Source organism: Streptomyces sp. NPDC001270 (assembly GCF_042896695.1).
Classification (GTDB): domain Bacteria; phylum Actinomycetota; class Actinomycetes; order Streptomycetales; family Streptomycetaceae; genus Streptomyces.
Genome location: NZ_JBIAXM010000001.1, coordinates 450,666 through 465,558, shown reverse-complemented (window position 1 = coordinate 465,558; position 14,893 = coordinate 450,666). Strand labels below are relative to the sequence as shown.

The following is a 14,893-nucleotide window of genomic DNA, read 5'->3' as shown; positions in this document are numbered from 1 at the left end:
ACAGGGAACGATTCCTCGGGCCACCCGAACAAATCGGCAGAGGAATTCATTAAACCGACGCGTGAATTCGACGTTTCCTTGCATCCGACCTATCCAGAGGGGTCACATGCGCGACACCGGAAACACCTCCGCCCGAAAGAGCCGAAAGGCCCGATCCGCTCGGCAGGCCCGATCCACCCGATCCATCCGGCCCGCCCGACGCGCCCGACGCGCCACGGCCGCGCTGGCCGCTGGGGCCGCACTGGTGACGGGTCTACTGGCGACGACGGGCGCCCAGGCGAGCGCGGCCGACCTGCCGTACGGGCCGTACACCTGCGTGAACGGCTATGTCTGGCGCACGGCCGTCCCGTCCGACCTGGTCTGCGTCACCCCGCAGGTCCGCGACCAGACCGCCACGGAGAACTCGCTCGCCGCCTCGCGTCGCGAGCCGAACGGCGGCCCCTACGGGCCCGACACCTGCAAGCAGGGCTACGTATGGCGGGAGACGAACCCCACGGACCATGTGTGCGTGCCGCCGGCCGCCCGCGACCAGGCCCGCGCCGACAACGGCAACGCGCCCTGGCGACTGGTCGACCCGGGCGCCACACCGCGCGGCGGGGTGTCGGTGACCACTGAATACGGCTACTCGACGGGCGCCTACCTGAAGGCCACCGGCAACGGCCTGTCCCCCGGCGGCACCGTGTCGTTCTACGCCGTCGGCATCAACACGACCGGCCCGTTCTCGTTGGGCCAGTTGACCGCCGACGCCTCCGGCCGGATTCCGGGCTACCAGTACGTCGGGTTCATCAACTGCCGCAGCGGCGTCACACAACCCGCCACCGTCGTGGTCCTCGACCGGAATTCCGGCCTCGTCACCACGGCCGGGACCACGGACGCGTTCCGCAGTTGCGGCTGAGCACCGCATCGTCCGCCCCGGGCACGGCGACGATGTCCGCCCCTGTTCATTCCTCCGCACTCGAAACAGAAAGCAGGCGACGACGACCATGTACTTCAAGGCTGCTGGACTGATCGCGGCAACCGCGGCGGCGATCGGCGGTTCGCTCCTGACCGCGCCGACCGCCTCGGCGACCGCCTCGGCATCCGGTTCGGCGTCCGGTCCCGCGTCGGTGACGCCCCGAGCGGCGTCCGCGACACCGGCGGCGGGGGCCGGGGCGGCAGCGTTCGGCCTCTACCTCGTGAATTCCAACAGCGGCAAATGTCTCAGCCCCGCCGGTGGCCGGGTGGACAACAACGCCTTCACCGTCATCTACAACTGCGACACCGACCCGTCGCGTTCCTGGTATCTGGTGAACAAGGGGAACAACATCTACCAGATCCTGAATCTCAACAGCGGCAAGTGCCTCAGCCCCGCCGGGGGTGCCGGCACCAACAACACCGAGACCGTCATCTACAACTGCGACAACGACCCGTCGAGACTCTGGTACTTCGTCGACAAGGGCAATCTCAATTACCACCTGGTGAACAACAACAGCGGCAAGTGCCTCAGCCCGGCAGGCGGGGGTGTCCTGAACAACACCCCCACCGTCATCTACAACTGCGACACCGACCCGTCGCGTCTTTGGTCCCTCAGAGCGCAGTAGCGCCCGCCCGGACTCAGAGCGTGAGCAGCCGCTTCATGAGGTGGGCCGCCGTGTCGGGCCCCGCTTCGAGGACGACACGGCAGTGCGCGCCGGGCTGGGCGGGGTAGCCGAGGTACTGTCCGCGCAGGTCGCAGATGGTCTGGTCGCGGCCGGGACCGTCCGTGGCGTCGACGAGTACGTCCACCACGGGTGCCAGGGTGGGTACGACGCCGCCGACGGCGACGGCCGCGGCCAGCGGGTCGTGGACCGCGGAGCAGCGACGTCCGTAGGTGGCCACGTGGAACTCGAAGTCGAGGTCGGTCGATCCTCCAGTCACCCCAGCCGGGAGCCATGCTGCGGTCCTGATCCGGCGCGGACCCGAACCCCGGCGGACATGACCCGGCACCGGCGAGCCCTGCTGCAACAGCAGCGCCTGCCTCGGCCCGGAGTAGGCGGCGGCCAGTCGCCGCCGGATCCTCGGGCAGGCCGCCGAAGAACGGGAACTACTCATCCCCGCACACTTCGGCGGCCCGGGAGCCGTGGAAATCCAGTGGGACGACGACTGGTTCGCCCTCGGCTCATGGACGGCAGCCGTCAGCCGGGCCAGAAGGACGGGAGCGGCGCAACGGGCGCCTCTCGCGCACAAGCCCCGCCTTGACCTGGGCCTTTCGGAGCCCTAGGGACTTACCTACCTAGTGGGACCGGACGCCCCTCCACCCCTCGACTGATGGGCCGTTCTTGCCAAGTACGCAGCACGCTGGCGCGACGCCTGCTCAGCCTGACGCCGCTGGGCCGCGCGGTCTGCGGCCCTGGCCAGCCCCGCGGGGTCCGTAACGATCGGGTGCGTCCAAGCCCCCGCCCCCCGGCGTTGTTGCACCTCCTGGTACGACGTCGAATGACCCTGCTGCGCTTGCTGTCCGTACTGTGCCTGTCCGTACTGCGCTTGTCCGTGCTGCGACTGCTGTCCATACTGCACGGGCTGCTGCTGGTACAGCGTCGCCTGACCGGCTTGTCCCGGCAGGAACGACATCGCCTGATGAACCGCAGGATCCACCGCGCTGACCGGACTTTCCGTCGGCGCCTGCGAGTAAGGAGCGGGGTAACTCGCGGCGTAAGCCGCGAACGATGCCGTTCCGGGCTGCGCGGCCTGGTTCGCTGCGGCTTGCTCCCGCAGCCTCCGAGCCCCCACACGACTTTCTCGCGCCCGGTCCGCAGCATCGTACGCACCCGCCGCGAACCTTGGACTGGTTACCCACAGTTGCTAGTCGTCACCACTTGCTCCATAAGGGTTCTGGTTTCCGCTCATGTCATCCCTACGTTGTGTATCCGCTCATGGTTCATTTTTGGCTTCCTGGCGTCAGGACGCGGTGGTCGGGCCCGCTGCCCGCTGCCGCGATGCGCGTGCTCGGGCGGATCGCGGCACAGGGTGATGCCTTGGAGTTGGGCATACAGCCGGAACGTTCGGCTTGGCGGTGGAATGCCGACGGCCCGGTCGGCATCATCACTTCTTCTTCAGATGGTTCTCTGTGCCGATTGGTTCGGTCATCTTGGCTGAATTCACAGTTCTCACGGAAGATCCACACAGAGGTGACAGGTAGGTACCGGCGTACGCGACGACGGTTGCCCGGACACGCCGGGCCAGGGCCCGGCACTTCATCGGGAAGCCGACGGCCAGGATCTTCGCACGCGGGGCCCGCTCGTGGAGGACTCCCGGGGCTGGGGGCGGACGACCCGCTGCTGATCCTGACGCAGACCGTCCAACTGGGCGGCAAGGCGGCCTACTTGGCGAAGTATCCGGTCGCGCCCACCGGAGACCGCTGTCGATCCTCCAGTCACCCGAGCCGGGAGCCACACGCGGTCCTGATCCGGTGCGGACCAGAACCGCAGCGAACTTCGCCCGGACTGCCGGGAGCACTGCGAAGCCGATCGGCCGCATTCCCGGCAACGCGGCGCATGCCCGTGCCAGGGGCGTTCCCGGCCACGGCCCCGGGCCGCGCACTTCGGCGGCCCGGGTGCCGTGGAAATCCGGTGGGACAGCGGCGGATTCGCCCTCGACCCATGGGCGGCAGCGGTCAGCCCGGAAAGCCAGGGCGGAAGGACGGAAGCGGCGCGACGGGCGCGTCTTTCCTATCAGCGCCTGCCTTGAACCGCTTTTCGGAACTCAAAGGACCTGCTAGCCCTACTTCCTTTTTGGCTTCTTCTTGAAGAGATCCTTCACGGCCGTGAAGTTTCCAGACGACGACGCTGCGCCCTTGGCTCCCTTCGAAGGGCCTTGCACAGGGTGCGGATTCGCGTTCAAGTACCTGCCTGCATTTGCATTTGCCGACGCGGCAGGCGTGTCATAACCTCTAGTCGATTCCATTTGCCACTGCTGCTCCGCCGCGGGCGGGACTGCCCTGACCGACGGGTTAGGCGTCGCCAGCGGTGATACATCATACACCGGGTCATTCGCCCCATATACCCGTGACATCTGTGATATCTGTCGCGCTTGTGATTGCTGCTGGTCTTGCTGCTGGTATTGCTGCTGGGACCAATCCACTGGCTGCTGCTGGTATTGCTGCTGGGACCAATCCGTTGATTGCTGCTGGTATTGCTGCTGGGACCAATCCGTTGATTGCTGCTGGTATTGCTGCTGGGACCAACCCGTTGATTGCTGCTGGTATGACTGCTGGGACCAACCCGTTGATTGCTGCTGGTATTGCTGCTGGGACCAATCCGTTGATTGCTCGGCAGTGGCCTCTGATGGAAACCCCGTCGCCGTTGCGAACGCGAGAGGATCGTCTACCGGGTGCTCCGACCCCGCGGCGTAAGACGCAAACGCTGACGATCCTGGCTCTGCGGTAGCCGTGTTCTGTGCATCTACCGCTGCACGTCTAACACGCCCCACAGCCTCAGGTCGGCGCGGTGCTGCACGCCTGGCCTCCTCCCAAGTTCGCCCCTCAAGGACAGCCGCGCGCCGTGCTTTAGCCCTGACCTGCTCCTTAGTACGCCCATCAGCGGTTACCCATGCTGTATCTTGGCCAATAGGGATCACATCGTCGTCCATACCACCACTACGTTTCATTCCCGCTGATGGTTCAATGCCACTTCCTGGCGTCGCGCGGAAGGGTGGTGGGGCGGGTTCACCCGCCCCGGCCGCAGGCGGGCCGCGATTCAGTCGGTACCGGTCACCGGCTGAATCCCGGCCTCCAGACACTCAAGGCCGCGCAGCCCTTTGTTGATCTGATCAGCGGCCGGGACTCCTGAATCTCGAAGCGGGCCACATGGTCGGCCAGCCGCTCCAGCAGCACGCCGATCTCCAGGCGAGCCAGGTGTGTGTCCCGGGGCAGACATGCTCGCCACGCCCGAAGGCGAGGTGGTCGGAGGGGCGCCGGGTGATGTCGAAGCGCGCCGGGTCCGGGTACTGGCGTTCGTCGCGGTTGGCGGAGCCGTAGAGCAGCGCGACCCGTGAGCCGACCGCCGGCGGAACCCCGTCGATCTCGTGGTCCTCGGTGAGCACCCAGCTGAACTGGGGTACCGGGCACTCCACCCGCAACGACTCGTTGATCGCGTGCGGGATCAACGACCGGTCCGCGCGCAGCAGATCCCACTGGTCGAGGTTCTCGGCGAACAGCGCGACCACGTTGGTGATCGCGAGGATCGTCGTGTCCAGGCTCGGCGTGACGTAGTCGAGCATCACCATCGGGCACTTGTCGAGCGGGATCTCACCCTGCTCGGCGGCCTGGTAGAGGTGGGCGGGCCGCCCGGTGGGGTTGAGCTTGCCCGGCACGGCGTCCTTCGCGGCGAACGCCATGAACTCCTGGACGGCCGGCAACGCCGCGGCTGCCCGCTCGTCGGCGGGACCCTGGGTGTCCCAGATGGCCGCCGCCCACTGAAGCATCTTCTGCCGCCCGTGATCGGGAGGCCCGACCAGATCGGACACGACGGCCATCGGCAGGTGCTCGGCCAGTTCGGTGACGGCCTCGAACCGGCCCCCGCCCACCAGTTCGGCGACGACCCGATCGGCCTCGGCCTCGATCCGCGGCATGACCTCACGCATACGGTCCTGGCGCAGCGGACGGCCCAGTACCGAGCGCATCGCCGTGTGCTCGGGCGGGTCGCTGCACAGGGCGATGCTGCGCGCCCGCGGCGGGGGCGCGCATCGTCCGACGGGCGGCACTTGGCCGCCGCCCGCTCAGGCTGCGGCGAGTTCGCACCACACGTACTTGCCCCGGTCCCCGAACCGGGCCGAGGGCCGCCAGCCCCAGTAATCGGCGCAAGCCATCACCAACCCCAACCCCCGCCCCTCTTCCACATCCAGGGCCAACCCCAACGGCTGCGGTGGGTCCGGCGGCTCCGGGTCGGTGTCCCACGCCCCGATCCACACCACGCCCTCCGGAGAACGCCGCACCCTGAGCGCGGCAGGCCCCTTCGTATGCCGCACGGCATTGGACACCAACTCCGCCGCCAGCAACTCCGCCGTGTCCACCAGCCCGATCAGACCATGGACAGTCAGGATCAGACGGAGAGTACGACGGCAGACCGTGACCGCTCTGAGGTCGTTGGGAACATAGAGGGTGTAGTCCCAGGTCTCGTACACGTTCTCGGACATGCGGCGTCAACTCCATTGCGGTGAAGGGGATTTCGCGCGCGGTGGCATTGCCGCAGCCGTCGCGGCAGGACGGGGCGGTGCACTTCCGCAGCGTGCGCGGTACGTCACCGACAGTAGATCTAAATCTAGAGATTGAGCAAGCTGGTCGCGTAAACTGACACCGAACGAGTCGCGCTCTTGCGCGCGTTGGACAGGGAGCAGTTGAGAGCTTTGAGGCGCCAATCAACGGGCCGTCAGTCACGTCTCGCGACAGAACTTCGCAGACTTCGCGAATCGGCGGGTCTGAGCGCCCGCCAGGCGGCGGGGCTGCTTGGCGTGAGCCCCGCACAGATCACCCACATCGAGTCCGCACTCGCAGGTGTCAGCGAGAAACGACTCCGTCGTCTCGCCTCGCATTACGCGTGCACGGACGCGGGTTTCGTCGACGCTCTGGCCACCATGGCCGCTGACCGGACAGTCGGTTGGTGGGAGAAGTACCGGGGTTCGTTGCCCACATCCTTCCTGGACCTGGCAGAGCTGGAGTACCACGCCACCTATCGCTGGGACGTGGACTTCCTGCACGTTCCGGGCCTTCTCCAGACGGAGGATTACGCTCATGCTCTCTTCTCCCGCCGGGTACCCGAACTCACCGAGGACGAGCTGAGTTTGCGTGTCCGTCACCGCCTTGAGCGGCGCATCATCATCGAGGGACCAAGGCGGGTGCCGTACGACGTACTGGTGCACGAGGCGGCATTGCGAATCAGAGTGGGAGGGCGCGCCGTCTCCAGGGCCCAGCTCGCCCACATCCTGGAGGTGTCGGAGGCGGAGCACGTCACCGTACGCGTTATCCCGTTCGACCTGGACAGCTTCGCCGACATCACGGCTGCCATGGTCTACGTCGGCGGTGCCGTACCCAAGCTGGACACCGTAGTGCGCGACGGTCCGCATGGATCGCTGTTCATCGACTCCGAGGCACAGCTGGCGGTCTTCCGAACGCTCTTTCGTAGAGTGGAGGCGGCATCACTCGATCCTGAACGGTCGCGTGATCTCCTCCACGAGCTGGCCAAAGAACTGTGAGGCGTTCGGTGATCACCTTCGATAACTGGCGGAAGTCTTCCTACAGCGGCAGCGGCGACGGCAATGCGTGCGTAGAGATCGCCACCAGCCCCGCCCACATAGCCATCCGGGACTCCAAGGACCCCACCGTCGGCTCCCTCTCATTCCCCGCCGAAGCCTTCGCCACCTTCGTCGAAGCCCTCAAGGAACACCCCAACCGCTGAGCCCCGCCAAGTCACGAGACTTGATCAACCACACGTCGAAGGAAATGTGATGACCGCCCCTGACAACTGGCAGAAGTCGTCCTACTCAAGCTTTGGCGACGGAGACTCCTGCGTGGAGATCGCCGACCTGGACACCCACATAGCCGTCCGCGACTCCAAAACCCCCACCCGAGCCACCCTCACCTTCCCCACCCCCGCCTTCGCCGCCTTCGTCGAGGCGCTGAAGGAGCCGCATCACTCCTGAGCGGGTGGCTGCACCGTGCTGCCGGGTCGGCATCACATGTGGGAGCTGATCACACCGCCGGCGCTGAGCACGATGTAGGAGCCGTTGGCGTCGAGGCCGACGTCGTGCCCGTTCGTCTCCAGCGTGGCTTCCACGTCGCCCTCGTTGCCGAGGATCTCCGCGCGGTACTTGAGGTCGCCGACCTTGGTGACCTCGGCCTGCCAGCCGCCTTCGAGCACGAAGGTGCCCGGCCCCTGGTCTCCGCCGCCCATCCAGGACTTGACGTCGCCGCCCATCGTGAGCACGACGAACATGTCGTTGGCGTCGAGCCCGGCGTCGTGCCCGTTCGTCTCCAGCGTGGCCAGGACCGAACCCTGGTTGACGATCTTGGCGAGGTAGTCCTGGTCGCCGTCCTGGTAGACCTCGGCCTTGCTGCCGTCCACCAGCGACACGGTGCGGACCGGGGAGGACTTCGTGCCGCCCGCGGCGTCCGGTGCGGCGGTGTGCTCGGTGGACGTCTCGGTCTTCACGCCGGTCTGGTCCTTGTTCTCACTGGTCTTGGCGTCGTTGGACGCACCACCGTCACCGGTGGAGACGGAGCCGGAGGCAGTGCCGGAGACGGAGCCGGAGTCGTTCTTCACCGAACCGGCGGCGGCACCCGTGCCACTGCCCTGGCAGGCGGTCAGCGAGAAGGCCGCGGCGGCGGCGACAGCCAGCAGGGTGGCGGAACGGACGGTACGGCGAGTACGGCGAGTAGTGTTCATCGAAGTTCCCCCACGGGTGTCTGGGTGCGGCACCTGCGCCTGCTTCCGCAGGGCGACCGACCGCATCGGCTGTTCGTTTACACCCCGTGAGATGGCACCCCCGATGGGAGTTGTTCGCCGGGTTCTGTCCGCGCTTGGTAACAGGGGTATCCCGGCGCTGCGACACGAATTTTCAGGGGCTGGCCGAAGTCCGCCTGGTCGGCGGCGCACCACCACCGCGGACATCGTGTTCTCCGGCAGACGGGGACCCGCTCCCGTCCGGATGGTGGGCAACTCCTCGAACCCCGACAAGCCCTGGACCCTCCCCCGGGACGCGCACCTGGTCTCGTTCCTCGGCGGCATCGTGTCGACGACGGAGACCGGTCAGACGCAGTGGAAGGGCGGACGGGACTGGGTGTTCGCCTTCGACACCACGACCGGGCAGATCAAGGCGCGTGAACGAGAGACGCAGGAGACCGGCACCGCGGCGGCGAGTCCCGTGATGCTCGCCGCGGTGCCCCTGGTGGCGGGGGCAACCCGCTACCGGGCCGAAGTCATGGCCACCGACCCGACCGGCCAGGCCGCGACCTGGGTCGTCGAGCAGGGCCTCAGCAACATCGGCGACACCGTCACCCGGTGGGCGCCCGCCTCCCGGGTCCTCGACTCCTTCGGCACCGCCGGGGGCACGGTACCGGCCGGCTGGAACCCACCACAGATCGTCTCGCTCGGCCCGAACGCCGTGGTGGAGTGCACGGCACCGCAGGGACTGACGCTCGCCTACACCGTCAAGTTGCGGGCGACCGAAGGGCTGACCGCCTGACCCGGCATGGTCACCGCGCCGGCCCCTTTCAGCGTCCGCCTCTCGCCGGACCCTGCCCGCCGCCGTACCCGGGATGGCCCGGGGCTGTATACGGCGTGGGAGAAGGTGCTCTGCCGGTGCCGTAAGGGCCGGAGTACGGAGCCTGGTCGAACGAGGCGATAGGAGGAAGTGCTGTGCCGTACAGGCCGGCGATACGGTCGAAGGACTCGATACCGGGGAGAGGAGTGGGAGCGGCCTCCAGAGGGAGAGGTGTCGCGCCGTACGAGTCGGAGGAGCTGAGAGGGGTGGGCGTGGGCTGGGCCGCGGCGGCGGACGCCATGGCGCTCGAACCGAGGCCGCCGGATGGAACGTGCGGCGCGTCGGTCATCGTGACAGGGCGCCGCATGAAATCTCTCGATCTTAGGTTCTCCTCCAGACGCTCAGCCAGTTCTTTCCGCTCGTCATCCGTCAAAGCACTGCGACCACCCGGAGTCTTTGCGGATCTAGCCAACTCATAGGCGCTTCGCTCATTTATCCCATGGGATCCATTTCTGAGATATTCAACCAACCGCGCGCCCCGCGGCTGACTCAAAAAGCCTCGCAGGAACTCCGTCTCCTTCTCTCGCCCCATGCGGGGCGCACGATGCTTCGCCTGCCCGGGGGCCGATTCCGCCCCCTTCCTGTTAATGCTCGTACGCTGCTCAAGCTGGGTCCGCTCTCGTTCTGTCAAGCCTTGCAAATTTCCCTGACACGCTTCTTTGACCCACCGAGAGAGACTCACGTGGGATACACTCTCCCCCTCCTTCCTCTCAAATTCCTTCACGAAATCTCTGAACGACATAGGAAGTTTCGTATTCAAAAATTCCCGGATGATCTTTATCTTCTGCGCGTCGCCCAAATGGGGCCGACGAGGCAAATCAACACCGACACTCTTCTTTCCCCTGCTTTTATTGCTCCTACGCCGATCAAGCTCGGACTGCTCCCATGGTTCCAGTTCGCCTCGCGCACCATTTTCGTCATCGGCCCATCTGCTCAAGCTCGGTGCGGAAAAGTCCCTCCCGTCAACGAAACCCCTCAACGTCACGGTATCGTCCGCCGCCATAAATTCTCGGAGGATGGCAACTTTCGCTTCGAGGGATCGCCCAGTCCGGGAGCGCTGGTCGGGCATCGTGTGACCTCCGGTCGTCTGCAGCCGGGAAACCCCCGGCCGCCGCGGGCTTTCTCCCACCTGCAACGGAACCGATCCGCCGATGGTTCACGCTGCCGCCTGCGTCCGCGGAGATGCCGAAACCCACCGGACGTGCCTTGGCGGGGGCGGACGTCGTCCGACGGCACTTCACGCCCGCCCCCGACGGGTCAGACCTTGGCGGTGGGGTGGTGGAGGTCGAACCAGGCACCGAGGCCGAGGACGCGTTCCAGCAGCATCCGCTGCTGCTGGGTCAGGTCCGCGGCGGGCCCGCCGGTGGCCGCGGCCAGGCCCTCGCCGCTGACCAGGTGCACCGCCGCGCAGCCGACGTATTCGGCGAGGGCGTGCACGTACGGGGTGTCCTGGGTCGGCGCGACATCGATGGCCTGGAAGTGCTTGTCCTGGTCGGGGAAGTCCACCGCGAAGCTGCGGACGGAATCACCCTGGAACCCACCGCAGACCGTCCCGCTCGGCCCGAACGCCGTGGTGGAGTGCACGGCACCGCAGGGACTGACGCTCGCCTACACCGTCAAGTTGCAGGCGACCGAAGGGCTGACCGCCTGACGCGACATGGTCGCCGCGCCGGCCCCTTTCAGCGTCCGCCTCTCGCCGGACCCTGCGGACCGCCGTACCCGGGGTAGCCCTGGGCTTTGAACGGCGTGGGAGAAGGTGCTCTGCCGGTGCCGTAAGGGCCGGAGTACGGAGCCTGGTCGAACGAGGCGATAGAAGGAAGTGCTGTGCTGTACAGGCCGGCGATACGGTCGAAGGACTCGATACCGGGGAGAGGAGTGGGAGCGGCCCCCAGAGGGAGAGGTGTCGCGCCGTACGAGTCGGAGGAGCTGAGAGGGGTGGGCGTGGGCCGACCCGCGGCAGCGGACGCCATGGCGCTCGAACCGAGGCCGCCGGATTTAGCGCGCGAAATATTCTCCCTGCGATCCAGAAGCTTGCTCCGCTCCTCATCGTCCAACCCTGGTAGCTTCACCACCCCCCCGACTTCTTCACTTGCATCTTGGAGCCAACGACTGAAACTCGTCCTGGATAGATTCCTCTCGCTGTCGTCTGTACCATTCTCTCTAATTTGATCAACGTACTCCTTAATTGACACATTCTCGCCCGAGCTCAAAAATCCCCGAATGAGGACTAGCTTCCACGCGTCGGCGTCCCAACCGGGGTCGCCGATTTTACGCCGATTATTCTTCTGCCTGCGATCCTGAAGCTTGCTCCGCTCCTCATCGTTCAACCCTGGTAGCTTCACCACCCCCTCAACTTCTTCACTTGCATCTTGGAGCCAACGACTGAAAGTTCTCTTGGAAAGACTTCTCTCGTCGTCACCTTTACCATTCTCTTTAAGATCTGCAACGAACTGCCCAATTGACACACCCTCGTCCGAGCTCAAAAATTTCCGGATGAGGACTAGCTTCCACGCGTCGGCGTCCCGACCGGGGCCGCCGATTTTACGCGGATTATTCTTCTCCCTGCGGTCCAGAAGCTTGCTCCGCTCCTCATCGTTCAACCCTGATAGCTTCACCACCCCCTCGACTTCTTCACTTGCATCTTGGAGCCAACGACTGAAAGTGCTATCCTTTAGACTCCTAAATTCAGCGAACCCCCTAATCGAGATGCGCTCGTCCGAATCCAGAAATTCCCGGATGAGGACTAGCTTCTGATCGTCGGCGGTCGAAACGAGGTGCCGATTCTTCTGCCTGCGGTCCAGAAGCTTGCTCCGCTCCTCATCGTCCAACCCTGATAGCTTCACCACCCCCTCGACTTCTTCACTTGCATCTTGGACCCAACGACTGAAAGTGCTATCCCTTAGACTCCTCTCTTTGTCGTCTTTACCATTGTTTCTAACAAATTCAGCGAACCCCCTAATTGACATGCCCTCGTCCGAATCCAAAAATTTCCGGATGAGGACTAGCTTCTGATCGTCGGCGGTCGAAACGAGGTGCCGCCTGCGCGCCAGAAGCTGCTGCTCCTCAGCACTCAACCCTGGTAGCTTCACCACCCCATTGACTTCTTTAATTGCATCTCGGATCCAACGACTGAGAGTTTTATCCTTCAGATTCCTCTCTTTGTCGCCTTTACCATTGTTTCTAACAAATTCAGCGAACTCCTCAATCGACATGTCCGCGTCCGAATCCAAAAATTTCCGGATGAGGACCAGCTTCTGATCGTCGCTCATGACGACACGCATCGTGTGGCCTCCCGATCGTCTGTGACCGGGACCCCCGGTCGCCGCAAACTTTCTCCTGTCCATAACGGAACCGATCCGCCGCTGGTTCACGCCGCCCACGCCCGCGAACCTGCCGAAAACCGCCGGGCGTGCCTTGACGGGGGCGGACGTCGTCCGACGGCACTTCACCGCCCGCAGCCGGCCGCCAGGGCGAAGGCTGGTGGGGTGGCGGGGGCGGGCCGAGGCGCCCGCCCCCGTCGGGTCGTCAGACAGGTCGGACGCGTCAGACCTTGACCGTGGGGTGGTGGAGGTCGAACCACGCGCCGAGGTCGAGGACGCGTTCCAGCAGCATCCGCTGCTGCTGGGTGAGGTCCGCGGCGGGCCCGCTGGTGGCCGCGGTCAGGTCGTCGTGGCTGACCAGGTGCACCGCCACGTGGCCGGTGCGCAGCAGGTCGGCCGCCTGGGACTGGATGGCCGCGACGTAGTTCGGGTCGAACGTGCCCGGGTAGCCGCTCTTCTTGCGGTTGGCCACCGATTCCGGCAGGACGTCCCGGGTGGCAGCGCGCAGCAGACTCTTCTCGCGGCCGTCGAAGGTCTTCAGGGACCAGGGGGTGTTGAAGACGTACTGCACGAGGCGGTGGTCGCAGAACGGGACGCGGACCTCCAGGCCCACGGCCATGCTCATCCGGTCCTTGCGGTCCAGGAGGGTCTGCACCATGCGGGTCAGGTGGAGATAACTGACCACCCGCATCCGCTGGTCCAGGCCCGTCTCGCCGTCGAGCACGGGGGTTTCCGCGACCGCCGAGCGGTAGCTCTCCAAGGTGTGCTCCCGCAGGCCGAGCACGGGTTTGAGGTCGTCGCCGACCATGCCGCTGGACTCGATGATCGACTGCCGGCCTGCCAGCCAGGGGAAGGTCTCGGTGTACCGGCGCTCATCGTGGAACCACGGGTAGCCGCCGAACACCTCGTCCGCCGACTCGCCGGACAGGGCCACCGTGGAGTGCTTGCGGACCGCGGCGAAGAGCAAGTAGAGGGAGTTGTCGCGGTCGCCGATGCCGATCGGCAGGTCGCGCGCGCCGACGGCGGCCCGGCGGACCTCGGGGGCGGAGAGCGCGGCTCCGTCCAGGACGATGTCCTGGTGGTCGCAGCCGACGTATTCGGCCACGGCGTGGACGTACGGGGTGTCCTGGGTCGGCGCGACGTCGATGGCCTGGAAGTACTTGTCCTGGTCGGGGAAGTCCACCGCGAAGCTGCGGACGGTCTCGCCCTGCGGGGCGAGGTGGATCTGGGCGAGCGAGGTGAGCGCGGAGGAGTCCAGGCCCCCGGAGAGCAGGGTGCAGCGGGGCACGTCGGCGACGAGCTGGCGCCGGACGATGTCGTCCAGCAGCTCGCGGATGTGCGCGACGGTCTCCTGTCGGGTGTCGGTGTGCGGTTCGGAGCGCAGCTGCCAGTAGGTGCGGCGGCGCAGTCCGCCGCGGTCGAGGAGGATGATCTCGCCGGGACGCACCTCCCGCATGCCCTCCCACACCGCGGCGCCGGGAGTCTTGGCCCCGGTGAACAGCTCCCGCAGGCCGTCGAGCCCGACGACGGGGTCGACGAGGGGGTTGGCGAGGATCGCCTTCGGCTCCGAGCCGAAGATCACGCCGTCGTCGGTCTCGTAGTAGTAGAACGGCTTGATGCCCATGCGGTCGCGGATCATGACCAGCCGCTCGGTACGGGCGTCCCAGATGGCGAACGCGTACATGCCGTTGAGGTGCTCGACGAGCTTCTCGCCCCAGACCAGGTAGCCGCGCAGCACCACCTCGGTGTCGGAGTCGGTGTCGAACCGCTGTCCGGCGCGGCGCAGTTCCGCGCGGAGTTCGGTGAAGTTGTACGCCTCGCCGGAGTAGACCATGCTCACCGCGCCGTCGGGGGTCTCGACGGTCATGGGCTGGGCGCCGCCCGGCAGATCGATGACCGCGAGTCGCCGGTGTCCCAGGGCCGCGTGGGGCGAGAGCCAGACGCCCTCGGCGTCCGGTCCGCGGCACGCCATGGTCCCGGTCATGGCGTCGAGGTCTTGTCCATGCCCCGTCAGGTCACGCTGGTAAGAGACCCAGCCGGTGATTCCACACATAAGCACCTCATTCCCGTCAGGAAAGTTGCCTCGGGATACTGGTGCCCTATGCATGTGACAGATTCACGCTCCGGGAAACCCGGACAATGTGGCATTTCACACAAGTAAACTTGTGTTAATAAGAGGTTTCGGCGGTGCCGCGGACCTGGCCTGTGGGGATGGGAATTCCCCCACCGCCGAATTACCGCGACACCCCGTGACCGCCCCGGCGGGCGGAGGCCGACGGGCCCGCCGTGAGGCCGGGGCC

At 66.1% G+C, this 14,893-nt stretch carries 14 protein-coding genes; 7 read left to right on the top strand and 7 right to left on the bottom strand.

All coding sequences use genetic code 11. The annotated features are described in order from the left end of the window. The first annotated feature begins 244 nt into the window (after positions 1-244). Positions 245-895 carry a hypothetical protein gene (locus tag ACFY2B_RS02165; RefSeq protein WP_390761204.1) on the top strand — a complete coding sequence of 217 codons (651 nt, stop codon included), beginning with the start codon at positions 245-247 and terminating at the stop codon, positions 893-895. 88 nt (positions 896-983) lie between these two features. Then, positions 984-1,580: an RICIN domain-containing protein gene (locus tag ACFY2B_RS02160; protein ID WP_390761203.1), complete on the top strand. Its 597-nt coding sequence runs from the start codon at positions 984-986 to the stop codon at positions 1,578-1,580. A 13-nt stretch (positions 1,581-1,593) separates the two neighbouring features. Here ACFY2B_RS02160 and ACFY2B_RS02155 read toward each other — a convergent pair whose 3' ends face one another. Beyond that, positions 1,594-2,070 carry a hypothetical protein gene (locus tag ACFY2B_RS02155; RefSeq protein ID WP_390761202.1) on the bottom strand — a complete coding sequence of 159 codons (477 nt, stop codon included), beginning with the start codon at positions 2,068-2,070 and terminating at the stop codon, positions 1,594-1,596. Between the two features lie 1,952 nt (positions 2,071-4,022). On the opposite strand from ACFY2B_RS02155, the gene ACFY2B_RS02150 reads away from it, so the two are divergent. Continuing rightward, positions 4,023-4,403 (top strand): hypothetical protein, encoded by a 381-nt coding sequence (locus tag ACFY2B_RS02150; RefSeq protein WP_390761201.1) that lies wholly within the window; start codon positions 4,023-4,025, stop codon positions 4,401-4,403. Between the two features lie 382 nt (positions 4,404-4,785). Here ACFY2B_RS02150 and ACFY2B_RS02145 read toward each other — a convergent pair whose 3' ends face one another. Both ACFY2B_RS02145 and ACFY2B_RS02140 read right to left on the bottom strand, forming a co-directional pair. Next, positions 4,786-5,637 (bottom strand): cytochrome P450, encoded by an 852-nt coding sequence (locus ACFY2B_RS02145; protein ID WP_390761200.1) that lies wholly within the window; start codon positions 5,635-5,637, stop codon positions 4,786-4,788. 96 nt (positions 5,638-5,733) lie between these two features. Beyond that, the gene (locus tag ACFY2B_RS02140) at positions 5,734-6,150 is read right to left on the bottom strand and encodes an ATP-binding protein (protein ID WP_390761199.1); all 417 of its coding nucleotides are present in this window, start codon (positions 6,148-6,150) and stop codon (positions 5,734-5,736) included. A gap of 201 nt (positions 6,151-6,351) precedes the next feature. Between ACFY2B_RS02140 and ACFY2B_RS02135 the strand changes: the two genes are divergently transcribed. From ACFY2B_RS02135 to ACFY2B_RS02125, 3 genes are read left to right on the top strand one after another with little or no spacing between them, the layout of a single operon-like run. Continuing rightward, positions 6,352-7,206, top strand: a complete 855-nt coding sequence (locus ACFY2B_RS02135) for a helix-turn-helix transcriptional regulator (RefSeq protein ID WP_390761521.1) — start codon at positions 6,352-6,354, stop codon at positions 7,204-7,206. 8 nt (positions 7,207-7,214) lie between these two features. Further along, on the top strand, positions 7,215-7,409 hold the full coding sequence (locus ACFY2B_RS02130) for a DUF397 domain-containing protein (protein WP_376524223.1): 195 nt from the start codon (positions 7,215-7,217) through the stop codon (positions 7,407-7,409). Between the two features lie 49 nt (positions 7,410-7,458). After that, complete coding sequence (locus tag ACFY2B_RS02125) at positions 7,459-7,653, top strand: DUF397 domain-containing protein (RefSeq protein WP_390761198.1); 195 nt, start codon at positions 7,459-7,461, stop codon at positions 7,651-7,653. A gap of 32 nt (positions 7,654-7,685) precedes the next feature. Here ACFY2B_RS02125 and ACFY2B_RS02120 read toward each other — a convergent pair whose 3' ends face one another. After that, a complete protein-coding gene (locus tag ACFY2B_RS02120; protein WP_390761197.1) occupies positions 7,686-8,396 on the bottom strand; it encodes a hypothetical protein in 711 nt (236 codons plus the stop codon). 226 nt (positions 8,397-8,622) lie between these two features. On the opposite strand from ACFY2B_RS02120, the gene ACFY2B_RS02115 reads away from it, so the two are divergent. Further along, a complete protein-coding gene (locus ACFY2B_RS02115; protein ID WP_390761196.1) occupies positions 8,623-9,195 on the top strand; it encodes a hypothetical protein in 573 nt (190 codons plus the stop codon). 1,335 nt (positions 9,196-10,530) lie between these two features. Here ACFY2B_RS02115 and ACFY2B_RS02110 read toward each other — a convergent pair. The 3 genes from ACFY2B_RS02110 to asnB form a co-directional block, all read right to left on the bottom strand. Then, entirely contained in the window at positions 10,531-10,857 is a 327-nt protein-coding gene (locus ACFY2B_RS02110) for a hypothetical protein (protein WP_390761544.1), read from the bottom strand. Positions 10,858-10,952: 95 nt separating this feature from the next. Then, complete coding sequence (locus ACFY2B_RS02105; RefSeq protein ID WP_390761195.1) at positions 10,953-12,542, bottom strand: hypothetical protein; 1,590 nt, start codon at positions 12,540-12,542, stop codon at positions 10,953-10,955. A gap of 274 nt (positions 12,543-12,816) precedes the next feature. After that, complete coding sequence (asnB, locus tag ACFY2B_RS02100; protein WP_390761194.1) at positions 12,817-14,646, bottom strand: asparagine synthase (glutamine-hydrolyzing); 1,830 nt, start codon at positions 14,644-14,646, stop codon at positions 12,817-12,819. Positions 14,647-14,893 lie beyond the last annotated feature (247 nt).

Excerpts from the sequence above, each read along its gene's own strand:
- ACFY2B_RS02160 (WP_390761203.1), top strand. The coding sequence starts at position 984 with ATGTACTTCAAGGCTGCTGGACTGATCGCGGCAACCGCGGCGGCGATC.
- ACFY2B_RS02155 (WP_390761202.1), bottom strand. The coding sequence starts at position 2,070 with ATGAGTAGTTCCCGTTCTTCGGCGGCCTGCCCGAGGATCCGGCGGCGA.
- ACFY2B_RS02145 (WP_390761200.1), bottom strand. The coding sequence starts at position 5,637 with ATGCGCTCGGTACTGGGCCGTCCGCTGCGCCAGGACCGTATGCGTGAG.
- ACFY2B_RS02140 (WP_390761199.1), bottom strand. The coding sequence starts at position 6,150 with ATGTCCGAGAACGTGTACGAGACCTGGGACTACACCCTCTATGTTCCC.
- ACFY2B_RS02125 (WP_390761198.1), top strand. The coding sequence starts at position 7,459 with ATGACCGCCCCTGACAACTGGCAGAAGTCGTCCTACTCAAGCTTTGGC.
- ACFY2B_RS02120 (WP_390761197.1), bottom strand. The coding sequence starts at position 8,396 with ATGAACACTACTCGCCGTACTCGCCGTACCGTCCGTTCCGCCACCCTG.
- ACFY2B_RS02105 (WP_390761195.1), bottom strand. The coding sequence starts at position 12,542 with ATGAGCGACGATCAGAAGCTGGTCCTCATCCGGAAATTTTTGGATTCG.
- asnB (WP_390761194.1), bottom strand. The coding sequence starts at position 14,646 with ATGTGTGGAATCACCGGCTGGGTCTCTTACCAGCGTGACCTGACGGGG.